Source organism: Caballeronia sp. LjRoot29 (assembly GCF_964252755.1).
Classification (GTDB): domain Bacteria; phylum Pseudomonadota; class Gammaproteobacteria; order Burkholderiales; family Burkholderiaceae; genus Caballeronia.
Map to the genome: position 1 here is coordinate 1 of NZ_CAXUPU020000024.1, position 17,648 is coordinate 17,648.

16 protein-coding genes and 1 pseudogene are annotated in these 17,648 nt (G+C 58.1%); 7 read left to right on the forward strand and 10 right to left on the reverse strand.

Annotated features, from left to right (window positions below; translation table 11 throughout):
* Nucleotides 1-211: 211 nt before the first annotated feature.
* Nucleotides 212-1,087, reverse strand: a complete 876-nt coding sequence (locus ACSQ83_RS23370; protein ID WP_436229756.1) for a molybdate ABC transporter substrate-binding protein — start codon at nt 1,085-1,087, stop codon at nt 212-214.
* Between the two features lie 44 nt (nt 1,088-1,131).
* Here ACSQ83_RS23370 and ACSQ83_RS23375 point away from each other — a divergent pair, with 44 nt between their 5' ends.
* Nucleotides 1,132-1,923 (forward strand): IclR family transcriptional regulator, encoded by a 792-nt coding sequence (locus ACSQ83_RS23375; RefSeq protein ID WP_436229757.1) that lies wholly within the window; start codon nt 1,132-1,134, stop codon nt 1,921-1,923.
* Nucleotides 1,924-1,941: 18 nt separating this feature from the next.
* Here the strand turns inward: ACSQ83_RS23375 and ACSQ83_RS23380 are convergent, their stop codons facing one another.
* Nucleotides 1,942-3,279 carry an MFS transporter gene (locus tag ACSQ83_RS23380; protein ID WP_436229758.1) on the reverse strand — a complete coding sequence of 446 codons (1,338 nt, stop codon included), beginning with the start codon at nt 3,277-3,279 and terminating at the stop codon, nt 1,942-1,944.
* A 245-nt stretch (nt 3,280-3,524) separates the two neighbouring features.
* Here ACSQ83_RS23380 and ACSQ83_RS23385 point away from each other — a divergent pair, with 245 nt between their 5' ends.
* From ACSQ83_RS23385 to ACSQ83_RS23395, 3 genes are read left to right on the forward strand one after another with little or no spacing between them, the layout of a single operon-like run.
* On the forward strand, nt 3,525-4,307 hold the full coding sequence (locus ACSQ83_RS23385) for an enoyl-CoA hydratase/isomerase family protein (protein WP_436229759.1): 783 nt from the start codon (nt 3,525-3,527) through the stop codon (nt 4,305-4,307).
* A gap of 17 nt (nt 4,308-4,324) precedes the next feature.
* Nucleotides 4,325-6,436, forward strand: a complete 2,112-nt coding sequence (locus tag ACSQ83_RS23390; RefSeq protein ID WP_436229760.1) for an acetate--CoA ligase family protein — start codon at nt 4,325-4,327, stop codon at nt 6,434-6,436.
* Nucleotides 6,429-7,721, forward strand: coding sequence for a 3-hydroxyacyl-CoA dehydrogenase NAD-binding domain-containing protein (locus ACSQ83_RS23395; protein WP_436229761.1), 1,293 nt, complete (start codon nt 6,429-6,431; stop codon nt 7,719-7,721). The genes ACSQ83_RS23390 and ACSQ83_RS23395 overlap by 8 nt, the downstream gene beginning before the upstream one ends.
* 390 nt (nt 7,722-8,111) lie before the next feature.
* Here ACSQ83_RS23395 and ACSQ83_RS23400 read toward each other — a convergent pair whose 3' ends face one another.
* The 5 genes from ACSQ83_RS23400 to ACSQ83_RS23420 all read right to left on the reverse strand — a co-directional run bounded on the left by ACSQ83_RS23400 (nt 8,112) and on the right by ACSQ83_RS23420 (nt 12,870).
* Nucleotides 8,112-8,930, reverse strand: a complete 819-nt coding sequence (locus ACSQ83_RS23400; protein WP_436229762.1) for an amino acid ABC transporter ATP-binding protein — start codon at nt 8,928-8,930, stop codon at nt 8,112-8,114.
* Between the two features lie 26 nt (nt 8,931-8,956).
* Nucleotides 8,957-9,691 carry an amino acid ABC transporter permease gene (locus tag ACSQ83_RS23405; RefSeq protein WP_436229763.1) on the reverse strand — a complete coding sequence of 245 codons (735 nt, stop codon included), beginning with the start codon at nt 9,689-9,691 and terminating at the stop codon, nt 8,957-8,959.
* Nucleotides 9,692-9,699: 8 nt separating this feature from the next.
* Complete coding sequence (locus ACSQ83_RS23410) at nt 9,700-10,428, reverse strand: amino acid ABC transporter permease (protein WP_436229764.1); 729 nt, start codon at nt 10,426-10,428, stop codon at nt 9,700-9,702.
* 164 nt (nt 10,429-10,592) lie between these two features.
* A complete protein-coding gene (locus ACSQ83_RS23415) occupies nt 10,593-11,501 on the reverse strand; it encodes an amino acid ABC transporter substrate-binding protein (RefSeq protein ID WP_436229765.1) in 909 nt (302 codons plus the stop codon).
* Between the two features lie 46 nt (nt 11,502-11,547).
* Nucleotides 11,548-12,870: an aspartate aminotransferase family protein gene (locus ACSQ83_RS23420; RefSeq protein WP_436229766.1), complete on the reverse strand. Its 1,323-nt coding sequence runs from the start codon at nt 12,868-12,870 to the stop codon at nt 11,548-11,550.
* A 221-nt stretch (nt 12,871-13,091) separates the two neighbouring features.
* Here ACSQ83_RS23420 and ACSQ83_RS23425 point away from each other — a divergent pair, with 221 nt between their 5' ends.
* From ACSQ83_RS23425 to ACSQ83_RS23435, 3 genes and pseudogenes are all read left to right on the forward strand, one after another.
* The gene (locus ACSQ83_RS23425) at nt 13,092-14,033 is read left to right on the forward strand and encodes a LysR substrate-binding domain-containing protein (protein WP_436229767.1); all 942 of its coding nucleotides are present in this window, start codon (nt 13,092-13,094) and stop codon (nt 14,031-14,033) included.
* 531 nt (nt 14,034-14,564) lie between these two features.
* On the forward strand, nt 14,565-15,068 hold the full coding sequence (locus tag ACSQ83_RS23430; protein WP_436229768.1) for a hypothetical protein: 504 nt from the start codon (nt 14,565-14,567) through the stop codon (nt 15,066-15,068).
* Nucleotides 15,069-15,217: 149 nt separating this feature from the next.
* Nucleotides 15,218-15,428: pseudogene (locus ACSQ83_RS23435) on the forward strand (integrase); the annotation flags it as partial.
* 182 nt (nt 15,429-15,610) lie between these two features.
* On the opposite strand, the gene ACSQ83_RS23440 reads toward ACSQ83_RS23435, so the two are convergent.
* The 3 genes from ACSQ83_RS23440 to ACSQ83_RS23450 all read right to left on the reverse strand — a co-directional run bounded on the left by ACSQ83_RS23440 (nt 15,611) and on the right by ACSQ83_RS23450 (nt 17,618).
* Nucleotides 15,611-16,051, reverse strand: coding sequence for a transposase (locus tag ACSQ83_RS23440; RefSeq protein ID WP_436229769.1), 441 nt, complete (start codon nt 16,049-16,051; stop codon nt 15,611-15,613).
* The gene (locus tag ACSQ83_RS23445; RefSeq protein WP_436229770.1) at nt 16,035-16,520 is read right to left on the reverse strand and encodes a helix-turn-helix domain-containing protein; all 486 of its coding nucleotides are present in this window, start codon (nt 16,518-16,520) and stop codon (nt 16,035-16,037) included. Before ACSQ83_RS23445 ends, ACSQ83_RS23440 begins: the two co-directional genes overlap by 17 nt.
* Nucleotides 16,521-16,583: 63 nt before the next feature.
* Entirely contained in the window at nt 16,584-17,618 is a 1,035-nt protein-coding gene (locus tag ACSQ83_RS23450; protein ID WP_436229771.1) for a porin, read from the reverse strand.
* Between the last annotated feature and the right edge of the window lie 30 nt (nt 17,619-17,648).

Consider the following 17,648-nt stretch of genomic DNA (forward strand, 5'->3'; position numbering starts at 1 on the left):
CTCGACCCAAACGAGACAGCCCGCCGAAATCCATGAACGACCGCTTTGCGCGAGCGAGCCGTCGCTGGAAGTGACTGGATCGCACTAAACGGCTAGCTATCTTGCTCGAAGGTCATGCCCCCGTTTGCGCTCGGAGAAGGTTAATCAATGAGAGAAGCGGGTGTCGCGGCAGCTTATCTTCCGGGGTACCAGAACTTAAAACCAATGCGATTTATTTCTTGGGCTCGATTGGGTCAAGCCCAGTCCTTTCGAATACTGCCGACGCTGTTGGCGTTCTCAGATAAGAAATGAGCGCCGCGGCGCCTTCCCGCTCCTGAGCGTTTGTTGACACGGCGGCGGAAATGACGCTCGCCTTCTGCACTTCTTGCGGAAGCGGCCCGACGTACTGGATCCCCTGAATGGCACGAAGTTCACTGATCTGTTGCAATCCAAGTTCGGCGTCGCCCCGCTTAATGGCCGTTCCGACCAATTCCTTCCCTTTGATCTGAACACTCTTGGCTTTCATTTGATCCGCGATGCCAAGCTTGGGGAACAACGTCTCAGTAATATAGGTGCCACTAGCTCCTTCGGAGAAAGCCACTGATTTCGCTGCGAGCAGTGCACTACGTAATTTTTCTACAGTACTGACATCCGGCTTCGGCGTGCCGACCTCAACCGCGATGCCGATTCGGGAACCAACGAGATCCACGCGAGTGTCCGGGAGAAACTTACCCTGCCTGATTTGTTCCTCTAACGCAGGGCGGATCATGAAGCAGACGTCCATTGGTTCGCCATTCTTAATGCGTATGGGTAACGCGTCAGCGGACGTACCGTATGAGGGTCCCCATGATATAACGAGGTGGTTTCCGGACTGCCGTTCATACCCTGGTCCGAGCTCCGCAAACGCTGCGGATAGCGCTCCGGTTGCCAAGACATGAACGTCCGCGGCAAGAACTGCATTTGACAATAGTGACGCGCTGCAGAGTGCGGCAGATAGGAAGGTGGCACGTCGGAGCTTTGCATTGTTGATAACCATCGGATTGCCTTTTTTTAGTAAATCTACGGTTTGCTCGGGGGGGGGCGAATCGCCGCATGTACTGACATACATCGATAATTGACCTTTTCACGTTAAGCACGACAGACCCGCTGTCTATGGCGAACCACAAGAATCAACAACCGGAATCGAACGCTACCCCATCGAATCGATCGCTCGAACGCGGGCTCGAATTGCTGCGCGCGTTCGGTCCCGGTGCGACGCTTCTCGGCAACGGAGAACTCGCGGAACGCACCGGCCTGGCAAAGGCAACGGTGAGTCGCCTTACGCGAACGCTCGTCGAGGCGGGTTATCTCGAGCACGATGCGGCACGCAGGGCGTATAGACTGGGCATACCTGTGCTCAGTCTGGCGCAGGCGTTGCGTAGCGGATCCACAGTACTGAATGCTGCAGGACCGCTAATCCGCGACACTGCCCAAGCAAAGCGCATCAATGTCGGAATCGCGGGCGCCGACCGGGAAGAGATGGTCTACCTTGAGTCCATTCGTTATAACCAGCGAGCCTCATTACGTACGATCGTCTCGGGACAACGCGTACCGATGGAACTGACTTCGCTCGGCCGGGCGTATCTCGCGACGCAGCCAGAGGCCGAATTTACCCGCCTGATGGATGCGTTCAAGCGTCGCGGACGGAGCGGTTGGGAACGTCTAGCGCGTGAAATCGCTGAGGCCGTGGATGATGTGCACCGAAACGGCTATTGCGTCGCAAGCTGGCAACCTGAAGTCATTGCACTCGCAACACCTCTCGCCATTCCCGGACACCGATTGCTGATCCTCAACTTTAGCGTCCGCACGGCGGCGTCAAAAGAGAGCGTTGTGAGCGAACTGGCACCGCCCCTGCTGCGTCTGCGCGACGAGATCAAAGCCGAATGCGTACGCCTCGAAGATTGAGGCCCGTGAGCGGATCTTTCACTCCCGGCGCTCACTAATCGCGCGGGCCGGAATGCCGAGCACCACTGCAAGGCCGCCGAGAATGGAGACGACCGCAACCGCATAGAGACCCATCGCGCTGCTGCCGAAGTGCGTCGATGCGTAGCCGATCACCGAGGGCGCCGAAATCCCACCAAGCTGGCCAATGCTGCTAATCAGGCCAATGCCGCTTGCTGCGACCGTGCTCGACAGATACGCGGGTGGCATCGTCCAGAACAGCGACAGCATGCCGAGATAACCGGCCGTCGCGACGCAAAGCAGTGCCACCAGGATGGCTGCGTGATTCGCCGCCGCCGGCAGAAGCACGACGCCCAGCGCGGCCATCAATGAGCTTGCCATGAAGTGCCACCGCCTTTCCAGCATACGATCTGAGTTCCGGCCAAGCAGATACATCACAACTGCGCCGACCACATAAGGAATCGCAGAAAGAAGCCCAATGTGCCAGTAGTTTGATACACCGCTTTTTTGGATCACGCTCGGTGCCCAGATATGCACGACGATGCTCGCCCACGGCACGCTGAAATAGGCGAACGTCAGGAAATAGAACTTTGGCTCCTTCAACGCGACCCAGATCGAACCATGAGCGCGTGCGGCCTTCGTTTGCGCGTCGCGGCTGAGCTCTGCCAGCAGGAGGGCCTTTTCGTCGTCCGAGAGCCAGGTCGCCTGCTCGGGGCGGTCCGTCAGATAGACATAGGCAAAGACACCGGCGATCACTGACGGAAATCCTTCGAGAAGGAACAGCCATTGCCAGCCGTTATAGCCAAGTAAGCCCGACATGCTATTGAGAATCCATCCCGACACAGGCCCACTGATAATGCCGGATACGCAGATCGCTGTCATGAAGATTGACGTGACGCGTGCCCGGCGCGCGGCCGGAAACCAGTAGGTGAAATAGAGAATCACGCCGGGGAAGAATCCAGCTTCCGCAGCGCCCAGTAACACGCGCGCGATGTAGAACTGCATCGGCGTCTGCACGAACGCGGTGACCGCTGAAACGATGCCCCATAGCGCCATGATCCGCATGAGTGTTTTTCTCACGCCGACTCGCGCGAGCCAAAGGTTGCTCGGCACCTCGAAGAGCATATAACCCACGTAGAAGAGTCCTACACCCAGACCGAATGCGGCGTCGGAAAGACCGATGTCACGCGAGAATTGCAGGTGCGCAAAGCCGATATTGGCGCGATCCAGATACGCGAAGACGTAACAAATGAAAAGGAAAGGCAGCAGCCGCCAGGTGACTTTCCGGTAGATGTCCTCAGTCTGCGGCTGCGCGACTGCGCTGACGTCGATTGAATTGGAACGGGCTGCGTGCATCATGTCTCCGGGCTTGTATGGATCGCAGGATCGTCGTGGCAAGTGTCCTGCGTTGGAATCCATTATCGGCGCCGACCGTTCGATGACAATCCGCCAATTCCATCCAGTGGAATCGATCAAGCCCTCGGATGAAGCATGCTCCGTTCCACAGAGTGGAATTGACGGAGTGTCTTGAGCGGCCTGCGGGGCTAAGCTGCATTGCCAGATTGACCTTGTCAGTCGACTCCAATTCAACCAGCGAGACACGCATGAGCACATCCACAATTCAAGTCACTATCGAATCTCAGATCGCCACGATCGCGCTGAATCGTCCTGAAAAGCGTAACGCCGTCACCAACGAAATGCGTGCCGAACTGATCGTGGCGCTGGAGACCGTGTCGAGCGACCGTGACGTACGCGCCGTGGTGTTGACTGGCAACGGCAAGGGATTCTGCGCAGGCGGCGACGTCAGCGGCATGGCGCAACGCATGGAAGCACCCGCGGGCGAGGTAGCGTTCAATGGATGGTCTCGTCAGCAGTTCGTTCATCACACGGTCAATCTGCTTTACTCGATGCCCAAACCGACCATCGCGGCAGTCAACGGCGCAGCGGCGGGCCTGGGTGCCGATATGGCGCTCTCGTGCGACTTTATCCTCGCGTCGCACGAAGCGAGCTTCACATGGAGCTACATCAAACGCGGGCTGATTCCCGACGGTGGCGGCATGTACTTTTTGCCGCGACGGGTCGGCCTCGCGCGGGCGAAGGAACTGATCTTCAGCGGGCGCAAAGTAGATGCGAAGGAAGCGCTGGAAATCGGCATAGCGGATCGCCTGAGCGAGCCGGATTCGCTCATCGCCGACGCCCACGCCTGGGCCGCCGAATTGAGCCATGGTTCGGCCACTGCGCTCGCGCTCGGCAAGAGCATCCTCAACCAGAGCTACGAACTGTCCGCGCATCAGGTATTTGCACAAGGCAGCCAGGCACAGGCCGTCTGCTACACAAGCAGTGAACATCGTGACTCGGTGCTCGCATTCCTGAACAAAACCAAATGAGCACGAAGGAGATCGACATGAATGCAATTTCAAAAATGATGCGCCCGGCGAGCGTCGCCGTAATCGGCGCGTCGGCGGACGCAGCCAAGACGTCAGGCCGCCCGGTGGCTTACCTCAGGAAGCACGGCTTCGCCGGTGACATCTACCCTGTCAACCCGCGTTACGACTCGATCGATGGCCTGCCCTGCTACCCCGATGTTGCGTCGTTGCCGCACACACCGGATGTCGGCATCGTGCTGCTCGGCGCCGAGCGCGCCCACGTTGCGGTGCGGGATCTGGCGAGTCGCGGGACGAGCGCTGCAATCGTGCTGGCGAGCGGCTATGCAGAAATTGGCGAGGAAGGCGCGGAGCGCCAGGCGCAATTGATCGAGGCAGCAGGGTCCATGCGCCTGCTCGGCCCGAATACAATCGGGCTCGTCAACCTCACCGATCGCATCACGCTGTCAGCAAGTGGGGCGCTGGAGACCGACTCTTTTACAATCGGCGTGATCGGCGTGGTGTCACAAAGCGGGGGGATTCTTGGCTCGCTGTTGTCGCGGGCGGCAGCGCGCGGTATTGGCTTGTCAAAGCTGGTGTCGACGAGCAATGAAGCAGATCTCGACATGGCGGACTTTGTCGATTATCTGGTTGACGATGATTCGACTTCCGTTATCGCGCTCTACATGGAGGGGCTACGTCATCCGGACCGGTTTCGCCGCGCGGCACTAAAGGCGGCCGCCGCGGGCAAGCCGGTCGTCGTGTTCAAGATCGGACGCTCGGAATCAGGCGCGCGATCGGCGGTCTCGCATACGGGAGCGCTGGCCGGCTCGGACCGGATGTATGACGCGCTTTTCAGCCAGGTCGGCGTCATTCGCGTCCAGACGTTTTCCGATTTGCTCGACATTCCTCATGCGCTCGCTACGCGTCGCAAGCTCTCCGGGCGACGGGTAGCGATCCTGACCTCGACCGGCGGCGCGGGCACGCTCGTCACCGATAGCCTCGGCATGGCGAACTTTGAGACTCCGCCTCCCGATGAAGCGACTGCTGCAAAGCTGCGCGCGCTCCAGACCGGCGATCATGCTGTGCTCGACCGCAATCCGATCGACGTGACGCTTGCGGGTCTGCAGCCGGCTCTCCTGCGCGGTGCGATCGGCACTCTACTCGATAGTCCGACTTACGACGCGGTCGTGGTTATCGTTGGATCGTCGGGCCTCGCGATGCCTGACCTGATGGCCGGCGCGATCCGCGATTCGCTGCCCGGGAGTGACAAACCCGTGATGGCATTTGTGAGCCCTCACGCGCCGGAGATCACACGGTTGCTCAACGAGCAGGGAGTGCCGGCGTTCCCATCGCCCGAAAGCGTGACGAGCGTGCTTGCGGCGATGTGGCAGCACGGCGAGTCCATGCAACGCCCCGTGAGTTTGGACGAACAACACGCTGAAGCAGAAGTCAACGTGAGCGGTCTACCCGCCGGATCACTAAACGAAGCGCAGGCGAAAGAGCTCTTTGCCCGCTTCGGTGTGACGGCGGTACGCGAACGTGTCGTCACGAACGCAAATGAAGCCGAGAGCGCCGCTCGCGAGCTGGGCGACAAAGTCGTGCTCAAACTGCTGTCGAACACGATCACCCACAAGAGCGATGTCGGCGGCGTAGCGCTTGGGATCACTGCCGACAACATCGGGGCGCGCCTGAACCGAATGCGGGACGACGTTGAAACCACGACTGGCGTATCCGCGAATGCGTTTCTCGTTCAGGAAATGGTGGCCGGTGGAACGGAACTGATTCTCGGCCTTCATCGAGACCCGTTGGGCACAGCATTGCTGCTCGGCATGGGCGGCGTCACGGCGGAACTGTTCAAGGACACGACGATGCGCCTGCTCTCCACCGAAGCGCCGCTGTCGCGCGCAGACGCGCTCGCGATGATCCACGAACTGAAAACGTGGCCCCTGCTCGACGGGTATCGTGGACGGCCGCGCGCTGATATTGACGCCCTCGTGACCGCAATCGTCGCCTTTGCGCGAATGGCCGTGCAGCTTGGCGGGCGTCTTGTTGAAGCAGAAATCAATCCGATCTTCGTGCTGCCTGCAGGCCAAGGCGTACGGGCGGCTGATGGCGTTGCTGTACTCGCATCGGAGGCTCACCATGAATGACGATGCTCTGATCACACTCGACGAAACATCCCCCCTCGCCTATCTTGCGCGTGCCGAGAGTGAGGCGGCAAATCCCACCCACATCGACTTCTCGATTGCAAGTGTCGTAGAGTCGATCGCGGTGATCGGGGCCGGTACGATGGGCAGTGGCATCGCAATCTGCGCACTCGATGCAGGACTTCAGGTGACACTCGTCGAGCAGGATGCAGGCGCCCTTGATGCGGGACGAGAAAGAATCCTCAAGCATTACGAACGCAAGCTGAACGCAGATGACGTCGCAGAACGCGCGAGGAGGCTCGTTTGCACGACCGACTGGCAGTCGTTGACGCATGTCGATGCCGTGATAGAAGCGGTGTTCGAAGATCTTGCAGTTAAGCAAGAAGTGTTTCAGCGCATCGACAAACTCGCGCGTCCCGGAGCACTGCTTGCCTCAAATACCTCCTATCTGGATCTCGATGGCATCGCTGGAGCTACAAAACGGCCACGCGATGTCGTCGGGTTGCATTTCTTCAGCCCCGCGCACGTGATGCGGCTGATGGAAGTCGTGCGCGGCACTGAATCCTCGCAGCAATCGCTTGCGACGGCTTTCGTGCTCGCCCAGCGATTTGGCAAGCTACCGGTGTTGACGCGCAATGCGTTTGGCTTCATCGGTAATCGCGTGTATTCGGCGTATCGCGCTCAGTGCGAATTCATGCTTGAAGAAGGTGCCTATCCTAATGAAGTCGATGCGACGCTCCAAGCCTTTGGGTTTGCGATGGGCCCCTTTGCCGTTGCTGACATGTCGGGACTTGACATCGCGTGGCGGATGCGCCGGAACCGAGCGGCAAGTTGCCCTACCGATGTACGCTATGTCGACATTCCCGACAGGTTGTGCGAAGCGGGCCGCCTCGGGCGCAAGACGGGCGCGGGTTACTATCAATACGGCGCCGGTTCAAAGCACGGCCAGCCCGACGACATGGTGAAAGCGATAATCGATGACGCGCGTGCTCGTAAGGGGATTGTGCCGCATAGGCTTAGCTTTGAAGACATTCGGAAACGTGCATTGCTCACAATGGTCAACGAAGCGGCGCTTCTGCTCGAAGAAGGTGTCGCCGCGCGTGGGCCAGACGTAGATGTGGTGCTGGCGAATGGGTACGGGTTTCCGCGTAACCAAGGTGGGCCGATTTATTGGGCGAAAGCCATGGCGCCTGAAACGCTTTCAAGAGATCTGGCCTGGCTCGCCGAGGTAAGCGGGACCGGGTTCAAGCCAGCGGGGCGCCTCGATCTGGTGTTGGGGGCGGGATAAGCTCGCAGAGACGTTTGTATCGAAAGAGGCTTTCCGGCAAGACGTTCTCAAAAGAGCAGGAGGGGCTGATCGATGGCCGTGCGTCGATCGGGATGAACGACCGAATCAGATTGAGGAGGGGCCCTTTATCGCGACTAGCGCGAAGGCCGTTTCTGGCCGAGAGCACCAGTTCCGTGGACGTTCCACGCAGCCGACGTTGGAGTAGTCAACGGCAGCTTTCCGACGAGGTGGGTGAATGCGTACTGCCGGCCATGAACTGTCCTTCGTATCCATCACTCGAATGGCCGCTAAGAAGTCAATTTCGGTCTTACAAGTCTTCTCCCACTGACTAGATGTCGGCCCGTGTAGGTGCGCTTGTTTCGAGTCCTAACAAACGTCGATGCGGTGTCACTAAGCGTGAAATCGTACAGTCGCCGCTAAGCTGTGCGCTTGTCCTCGTGCCGCTTCGGGATGTCCGCGAAGCACACGACCGAGAAATGCCCTCGTGCGTTCGTGCCGGGGCATGTCGAAAAATTGTGCGGGTGCAGCCTCTTCGACGATTTTTCCTCCGTCGATCAAAATGACGCGATCTGCGACTTCTCGCGCGAACCCCATCTCGTGCGTGACGCAAATCATCGTCATTCCTTCTTTTGCGAGGCCGACCATGGTGGCTAGCACCTCTTGCACGACTTCGGGATCCAGCGCGGAGGTCGGCTCATCGAAGAGCATGATGGACGGCTGCATGCACAGCGCACGGGCTATGGCGACCCGTTGCTGTTGTCCCCCCGATAACTGCCCAGGATACTTCTGTGCCTGATCCAGCACCCGGACTTTTTGCAGAAAATAAAGTGATCTTTCTCGCGCCTCAGCCTTCTTCTCACCGCGCACTTTTATGGGAGCCAGCATGCAGTTTTCAAGAACCGACAAATGCGGAAACAGGTTGAAACTCTGGAAGACCATACCTACTTCGCGACGGATATCCTTGAGTAGCGTCAGGTGCTCCCCGCTATGCGTATCTTTGACACGGATCGTTCCGGACTTGAAGATCTCCAGGCCGTTGATGCACCTGATCAACGTCGACTTGCCCGAACCCGATGGACCGCATATAACGATTCGCTCTCCTTTGTTAACCCGAAGATCGATGCCCTTCAGGACAGGAAGCGCTCCATAACTTTGCTCGAGTCCTTCTATCCGAAGGATTTCATTCCGAGTCGAAAACGCGTCAGCCATGATCAGACCTCGAAGGTAACGATTGTTTAGGGACGAGCAAGGCCGAACATACGCTTGGCGCGTTCGAGCCTGCCGCGGGGCGAGCGGTACCCTTGCTTTTTGCGGAAGCGCTCGGACAACTCAGACCCCATCGAGCAAATGAGCAGATAGAAAACCGCGACCGTCGAATAGAATTCCACAAGTTTCGAATCGCGCTGAGCGATCTTTGCTGCCGCACCAAAGAAGTCGGTCAGTGATAGGACATACACCAGTGCCGTGTCCTGAAAAAGGATGATTGTCTGCGACACGATGATTGGCGCCGTGACCTGCAAGACCTGAGGCACGACAACACTCCAATACATGGTCGAGTTGGAAAGACCAAGCGCCTTCGCACCTTCGTATTGCCCTTTGTCGATCGCCTTAAGCCCGGCGCGCACTATCTCCGCGTAGTAGGCGGATTCAAAAAGGGTAAAGGTGATGAAAGCAGTGAATTTGGGGCCGAGCGGGATCGAGCGGCCGGCCGGTGTCAAGTGACCCAGCAGCAACGGAACCAGGAAGAAGAACCAAAAGAGAACGAGAATCAGGGGAATGGAGCGCATCAGGGTAACGTATACACGAATGGCCTCGGCAGCAACGGGTACACCCATGTGCCTGATGATTGCCATGAACGTCCCTAACAGCATTCCGCCGATCATGGCCACCAGAGTGAGCTCGACCGAAAACAAAAGACCCTGCATCAGGTACGGGGTGGCGCTGACCACAGCAGCGAAATCAAAAGACATGACGCCCCCTACTTTCCGAACGTGTTGTTTTGGTTCATTCCAGGAATACGGAGGATCCGCTCTACCTGAAATGCGATTTGATGCAACACAAGTGCGATCAGCAGGTACAGAACTGTTGCACTCGCGAAGGCATCGAACGTCCTGAACGTGAATTCATTGATCTGTTCCGCTCGGGCAGTGATCTCAAGTAAGCCGATGGTCAACGCGACCGACGTATTTTTAAGGAGGCCAAGCGCTTCGCTGGTCAGCGTCGGGATGGTTATGCGAAGGGCCTGCGGCAACAAGATCAACATGTAGGTCTGAAAGGCTGTCAAGCCAAGCGCGTCCGCCGCTTTTTTCTGGCCATCGGAGAGGGAATTGATGCCGGCACGAACCTGCTCTGCAATACGCGACGCCGTGTACAAGCTAAGCCCGGCTACGGCGGGATAAAAGCTGGCCCACGGTGGCGCCATCTGCTTGATGGAGTTTCCCCATGCGGTAGGGATCACCTCAGGAAGGACGAAGTACCAAAGGAACACTTGCACGAGGAGGGGGACATTGCGGAACACCTGAACATAAACACGCGCCGTTATCCGCAGTGGCAGATGGCGAACTGTTCGACCTGCACCGACGGTTATGCCGATTGCGAACGCAAGCACGCCGGATACAAACCACAGGAGCAAAGTCCAGCAAAAGCCGGATATCAACCAGCCGAAATAGGTGCCCCCTTCCGCTGTTTGGTCAAAGAGAATTTGCATTGTTGTTTCGCTCGCTAAAAAGGCGCCCGTGAAAGGGCACCACATCGGATAACATGTCGACGACCGGACGATGTCCATGTTTGATGGCAGCGATCCACCCAGCGCGTACCGATTTGCAATCGGCCGCTACCTGCACAGGATGTTTAGATAGACTGCGCAGCGCGCTACGGGGTAAGAGAGTCGCTAGGCGCTGCCACTCGCGCCTTGAGCGCTTCGTTCATCGGCAAAGCGAGGTTCTGTCCGTGCGGCGGAATGGGTTGAGTGAACCACTTGGCGTAGGTCTTTGAAAATTTCCCGGACGCCATTTGGGCACTTAGCGCACCGTCCACCAGCGACTTGAATCCCGGATCGTTCTTCGGAATCATCAGCCCGTAGTAGTAGACCTGCCCACTTGCTTCCGGCAGATATCGGAATGCCTTGGGGTCGGGCGATCCGGCGACAAGACCCGCTTCCAGAATGTTGTCTTCAAACCATGCCGAAGCGCGTCCTGTGCGCAGCAATAAAAGCGATTCAGCTTGTTCCTTGGATTGAACGATCGTCATGTTGAGCTTGAGATCGCTATTGATCTTCATGGCAAGACCCAGGTTGAGCGATCCCTGCGTCAGTACGACGGTCTTGCCTTGAAGTCCTTTTACATCAGTAATTCCCGACGATGCCGTCGTCAACCAGGTCGGGCCGCCGGCAAACGTGGCTACCGAAAACCCGACCTGCTGCTGGCGTTCGGCTGTGTTGGTCGTGCTTCCGCATTCAATGTCGATCGTGCCGTTTTGCAGAAGCGGTATACGGTTGGCTGCGCTGACCGCCATATAGGCCACGTTCAGCCTCGGCAGTTGAAGATCCGCCTTCAATTTTTCCGCGATCGCATTGCACAGGTCTAGTGAAAAGCCGACCGGCTTTTGACCCGCGCCAAGAAAAGAGAATGGAATCGATGACTCACGATAGCCAAGCGTGAGCGTATTGGATGAACGGATTTTTTCGAGTGTTGAGCTTTCCGCGTGCGCTGCGGGAGCAGTAAGTCCAAGGCCGGTAATGGCCGCAATGAACAGCCAATGTCTCGCCGCAGTGTACTTCATGGTTTCCCCAATATTGAAAAAATCCGTTCGATACCAATGCCCAACGTCAGGCGGCTTTAGCGACTGCTGTTTCGTTGAGACTGTCGCGCAATGCTTTGTCGAGGATGTCCACCGCGCGATCGATCTCGTCCGTTGAAACCGTCAGCGGAGGTGCAATGCGCCACACGGAGCCGCGTTCCGGACGACGGCGAATGTTCATGCTCAGACCGTTTTCAAAGCATTTCCGGGTCGTCATTGCGCCGAGCTCGTGAGCCGGATTGCGCGATGCCCGGTCGGTCACCAGTTCGACGCCAAGCAGGAGGCCCGCGCCCCGGATATCGCCGATCACCTCGTAGCGCTGCTGTAACTCTTCAAAGCGACGGCGTAGGTAGCCCCCCATTTCATTGGCGCGCGCAATGAGGTTCTCTTCCTTGATCACCTTCAACACCGCCAGTCCAACTTCTGCTGTGAGCGGGTCCGAAACGTGACTCGTGTAGAACGTGAAGTGTTTCTGGTGGAGGACTTCTTCGATCTTCGCCGTCGTCGATACCGCGGCAAGCGGCAAGCCGCCACCGAGCGTTTTTGACATGGTCATGATGTCCGGAACGACACCGAAGAATTCGGATCCGGTACGGGTTCCAATACGACCAAACGCGGTTTGCGCTTCATCGAAAATGAGCAGCATGCCGCGGTCGTCCGCCGCGTTTCTTAGCGCCTGCATGAACGACTTCGGTGGCACCAGCACGCCCCCTGCGCTGATGACGGGCTCGACAATGATCGCCGCGCCGCGGCCGCTCGACTGCATGTCGAACATCTTCAACGCCAGGTTCAGGTTGGCCAGCGCGGCTTCTTCCGGTGTGGCCGCCTGAATGTATGGGCGATACGAATTCGGCTCGGGAATCAGGAACACTCCGGGCGCGGGAACGCCATAACCCTTTCGGTCGCTCGCGAAGGACACGGTACTCGCACCGCCCGTGATGCCATGCCACGAACCACCCAGAGCCAGAACTTCATAGCCGTCGGTGTACATCTTGGCCATGCGCAGCGCGACCTCGGTCGCTTCGGAGCCGGTATTGATGAAGATCGTCTTCTTGATATCGCCAGGCAGCCAGTCGCGTGCAAGCGTCTGCCCGAGTTCGGCCACGACCTCGGGAATCATGCCGCTGAACATGTGGAAGGCCTTCTCGCCTGCCCGATGAACCGCTTCGACAATCGCCGGATGGTTGTGCCCGATCGTGGCGCACATCTGCCCTGATGTGAAGTCCAGGTATTCGCGTCCATTGCTATCCTTTACGATAGTGCCCTTGGCGGACGTGAACAGGTTCGGGAAGGCGTCACCGCCGTATCTGACCAAAAAGTCGCGGGATGCTTGCAGCAGTCCTTCTTTCATCGTTCACTCCGTTGGCTCGTTATCCGGCAATATCTGATCGCTGGCGGGATAACCTGGGTTGCGTAACATCATTGGTCCACACATCGGACGACCGCCGCCGGCGCCAGACTCGTCGAAGCACAACGTTTGGCATACGACTTGCTTTTGCTGACCGCCGTCAAAAAACATCTTAGGTAGGCGAAAATGTCTGCGCCAACGCATATAACTCAGCACCCCGTGAAATGAGCTCAACTAGAAGCACGACGAAATCCCGCTTGCCGCCGCTCAAGGCACTCCTTGCGTTCGAAGCGGCGTCACGAAGGGGAAGCTTTGCGCTTGGCGCGGAGGAACTCGCGGTCACGCCTTCAGCGGTCAGTCACCACATCCAGCAACTCGAGGAATTTTTGGGTGTGCCGTTGTTTCAACGGCATCCGGGGCGAGCCGTTCTCACGGCTGCGGGGCGCACCTACGCCCGCGAGATTGAACGCGCATTTGGTGTGATCGCCGACGCCACTAATCTGGTCGCGCCACAGTCGCAGCGAGGCTATCTGGTGGTTGCATCGGGTCCAAGTTTCGCCGCCAAGTGGCTGCAACCCAGACTTCCGGAATTCCTGCATGCCAATCCGGAAATCAGGATCCGGCTGTCCACGCTGTCCGATCATGATGACCTCGAGACGACTCGATTCGATATCGCGATCGCCTATGGCCATCCGCATACTTCCAAGCTCGATGTCGAGCCCTTATTGGTTGAGCGGCTGCGCCCGTTGTGCAGCCCTGCGCTGGCCACCACACTCGCGCTGAGGATTCCGCAGGATCTTTTGCGTGCGACCTTGATTCATTCTTCCAACGGGCTGACGTGGTCGGAGTATTTGCGGCGGGTTTGCCACGCGGAAGTCCGGCCCGACAATGAGCTCTGGCTCGATCGGTCGGTCATGGCGATCGAGGCTGCAGTCGACGGTCTTGGCGTCGTACTTGAAAGCGAGGTTCTGGCGGCGGAAGAGCTGAACGACGGACGGCTTATCGCGCCTTTCGATGACTCCCGGTTCAGCATCGACGTGACGTCTTATTACCTGGTTCGATCGAGAGGCTATAACACCAGCTCGCAAGCTGCGACGGCGTTCGAGAACTGGTTGCGGTCCGCTTTCAATGCCGCGAACCTGACATCAAAATTGAGTGAAATGTGAGTCACGCGGAATGGCTGCTTTGCGGTCATCCTTCGCCATTCGCGAGAAAGAGTTGGATGACCGAAACGGGTCGGGAGCAAGCATTCGCTGACAGTGAGACCTGACATTCGCGGCCATCGGTCTGCGAACGGCAGGAAAGCGACCCGTAGCCGCCTCACCGACGTCATCACCTGAATGACGGCAAAGGCCGACAACCCGTCCGCCGAATCAGAAAAGGAACGGCCGTTGTACTTCGCAAGCGGCCATTGCAAGCGCTCGGTGACGACCAACTGTTGAGGGTCGACTTCTGCCCACCGCGGCTCCGTTGACCCGATCTCTTTCGCCGACTCAACGTCGCACCGGGTCCGGCTAATGTCGCCCGTTCGGCATCGACGTGTAGATAGTCGCGAGGAACTGCTTCCACGCGCGGGTTTGGCCCCATTGTCAAGCCCATCCAGTCCGTCGTTAAAATCAGCCCTCATCGCCGCATCTTTCAGGAATTGATAGAACAGAACATGGAACACCCACTTGCAATTCAACGGAGTCCCAAAAATGAAGTTCCTCGTGCACTTCTTTACGATCCTTCATGGGCTGATGGCTGTTCTCTTCACCTGCGCGGCGCTGATGTTGATTGCGATTGCTGCTCGTATCGGATTGATTGCATTTGAGGGTCAATGGGACCAAACAAGCGCCCTATCCATCATTGAAGCTTTGGGGGTGCTGGCTGGGGCCGTTGTCGCCTTGCAGATCGCCGAGACCATCGTAGAAGAAGAGGTTATACGGGAGGCTGACGTGAGCGCGCCGACGCGGGTACGACGTTTCATGTCGCGATTCTTAGTGGTTGTTGTCGTCGCGCTTGCCATCGAAGGCCTCGTTGCAACTTTTAAAGCGCTGCACCAAGATCCATCGCAGCTTCGGTATGCGGCCTGGCTGATTGCTTCGACAGCCTTGCTTCTTGCCTCCTGGGGGCTGTTCATCTACCTGAATCGCTCCGCGGAAGAGTTGGAGCCCGAAGCCATGGCGGACGCGAAACGCGAAGACAGGAAAGTGCAATAGCCTAGTGCCGAATGGGCTGGCCGAATACGGAACGTCACGCTCGCTGCAAATGGCCGCTTCATAGAAGTACCACTGTCCCTTCGGGGTCGGACAGAGACCACCGGCAGCCGGTGCAGACTAACGTTCCCTTCATTCGAAAGGAGAACGTCATGGAAACAACCGCGATCGACACACAGGTGCGTGTCCCGTGGAACAAGGGCAAGTTCACCGGACAGAAGCCACCGTTGAAACTGTAGGAAATTTGGGCCATCCTGATCCGCCTGAAACGTTCCGCGCGGACACGTGATCTCGCTATTTTCCAACCTGGCCATCGATAGCAAGTTAAGAGCATGCGATCTGACCAAGCTACGAGTGCTTGATGGACTTTCTTCGATCAATCGTATTTCATCAAACTGGGTTACTAAACATAGCGCCTTAAATTATGCAGCATAATCTTCGTAGAACTTCGTTTGGTCCGATCCAGTGCTGGAAACAGGCCTCGACGGCCGAGAGGACTTCGACGAGCATGGCGAAGTAACGGTTATGCAGCGCCAGACGCCTTGTCAGCTTTCTGACCCGTTCAATAGGTGCCAGTTGCGAGCTGTATGGCGGGAGCAAAGCAACGTCAGGTCCCGCCTGTATTTGCGCGGGAGTGGATTGAGCATGTTGGTATGGTGGTACTTGGCGTTGTCCAGCACGACGACGATGCGCTTGCTACGACGTCGATGACGCAGTAGCCGGCGCAGAAAGGACACAAACGTTTCTGCGTTGAAGACAGGGCACGCCTGCCAGGCGAAGCACCCGGTGCTCAGGCTGACGGCGTCAAAGCGCGCCACCGACTTGCGCGTGGGCGCGTGCATCAACACCGGATCGCGAACCTCCGGGGCCACCCACATGCGACAGCGCGATTTATGCTGCTGGGAACGGCATTCGTCCAGGCTCCATAACTCAACGTTGTCGCGCTTTTGCCAGGCACCGCAGTTTTTTTCAGTGTCGCAACCCATACGGGATCAGACTGGGCGACTTGCGGGCGCGGTATGCGCAGCCGAAATCCGTCTGGCGAAACAGCCGCTGGCACTGTCGCACGCCCAGCTCGATGCCGTAGCACTGACGCAAGTGCTCCGACAGAACGGGCCCATCCCACAGGCCCGCTTCAAATCCGAAGTCGCGTGGTGTCTTGCGCAGGTCAGCCTCAATGCGAGCCCATCGCGATTCATCCAACGTACGCGGACGTCCGGGCCGCTCACCTTCCCATAATTCGTCGAAGCCACCGCGCTCGAAACGTTGCACCCATCGCTGAATTGTCGTGGCCGCCTGACCGAACAACTGGCCCACTTCAGTGCACGAGTAACCGCTGCTTACCAGCAGCACCGCATGGAGACGATGGTCATACCGCGATTCCTCGCTCCGTTCGATCTCCTGTTGAATCGCAACCTGCATGATCTGCGGGTCTGCAATTTCGAGCTTGCGCATGGTTGCCTCTCCAAAAGAGTAACCACGCAATCATATAATTTTGCAATATGTACGTCTCCATGTTTAGAACTTCATCCTGATACCAGCGCCCACGCTGCTGCCTGACGACACGCTGGTCATCGTGTCGTAACGCCATGCCGCGTACACGTCCGTGCGTTTCGACAGCGGATAGTCGTAGCCGAGCGCCCCCGTCGACCAGCGGCTGTCACTGCCTTGCACCGGCCGCCGGCGCGTGCCCGCCCATGACACCAGTACGCTGCCTGTGCCGAGCTGGGCACTCGCGCCGGCCTGCACGGTATCGTCGGTTACCTCGTTGTTGTTATTCACCCGTTCGTACTGAAAATAGAGCTTGAGCGCGTCAAACCGATACGCACCACCGACAAGCCATGCCGTCTGCTCGGTCGCACCATTGAGAAAAAGCGATGCCGTGTGCAGGCTCTGGATTGCCGCCGTCGCGGAGAAAGGCCCAGCGAAGTAGAGCACGTTCGCGCTGTAATTGGCTTGTCCCGCATGGCCCGCGATGCCAGCATTACTGTAGAGCAGACTCCCCGATAGGCCGCCCGCTTCCGGCGTGTGGTACACGATCGAGTCGTCGATTGCTGTATCGCTCTGTACTGACGCCGCCCCCATGGCGGACCCGAGAAAGCTGTGAACAACCATGGGCGAGAAGACGAACGAATTGCCAAACGGGTTGAACAGCAATGTGGATACGAACAGCAGGGAATCGTTACGACCGAGCGTCAGTTCCCCAAATCGCCCGCTGAGTCCGACGAATGCCCTGCGTCCGAAGAACGACTGCCCGTCGAAGGAACCCGTCTGACCACCATTGATGCGGTAAAAGCTTTCGAGCGTGAAGACCGTCTTCAGCCCGTCGCCCAGATCCTCGGAGCCTGACATGCCCCAGTACGACGTTGTCATCCCGCCAGAGCCCACCTGCCAGGTATTGCCCGATGCCCCTGGCGTGCGTACTACGCCCGCGAACGAATCGGCAAGCCCGTAAAGCGAAACGGACGACTGTGCGTGCACTGCCCCGGCCAATGCGCATAGCGCGAGTGCTGCGACGCCTTTACTCCATCTTCCCCGACAATCCGTGTGCATGTGTTCTCCTTCGTCTTTTTGGGTGATCTG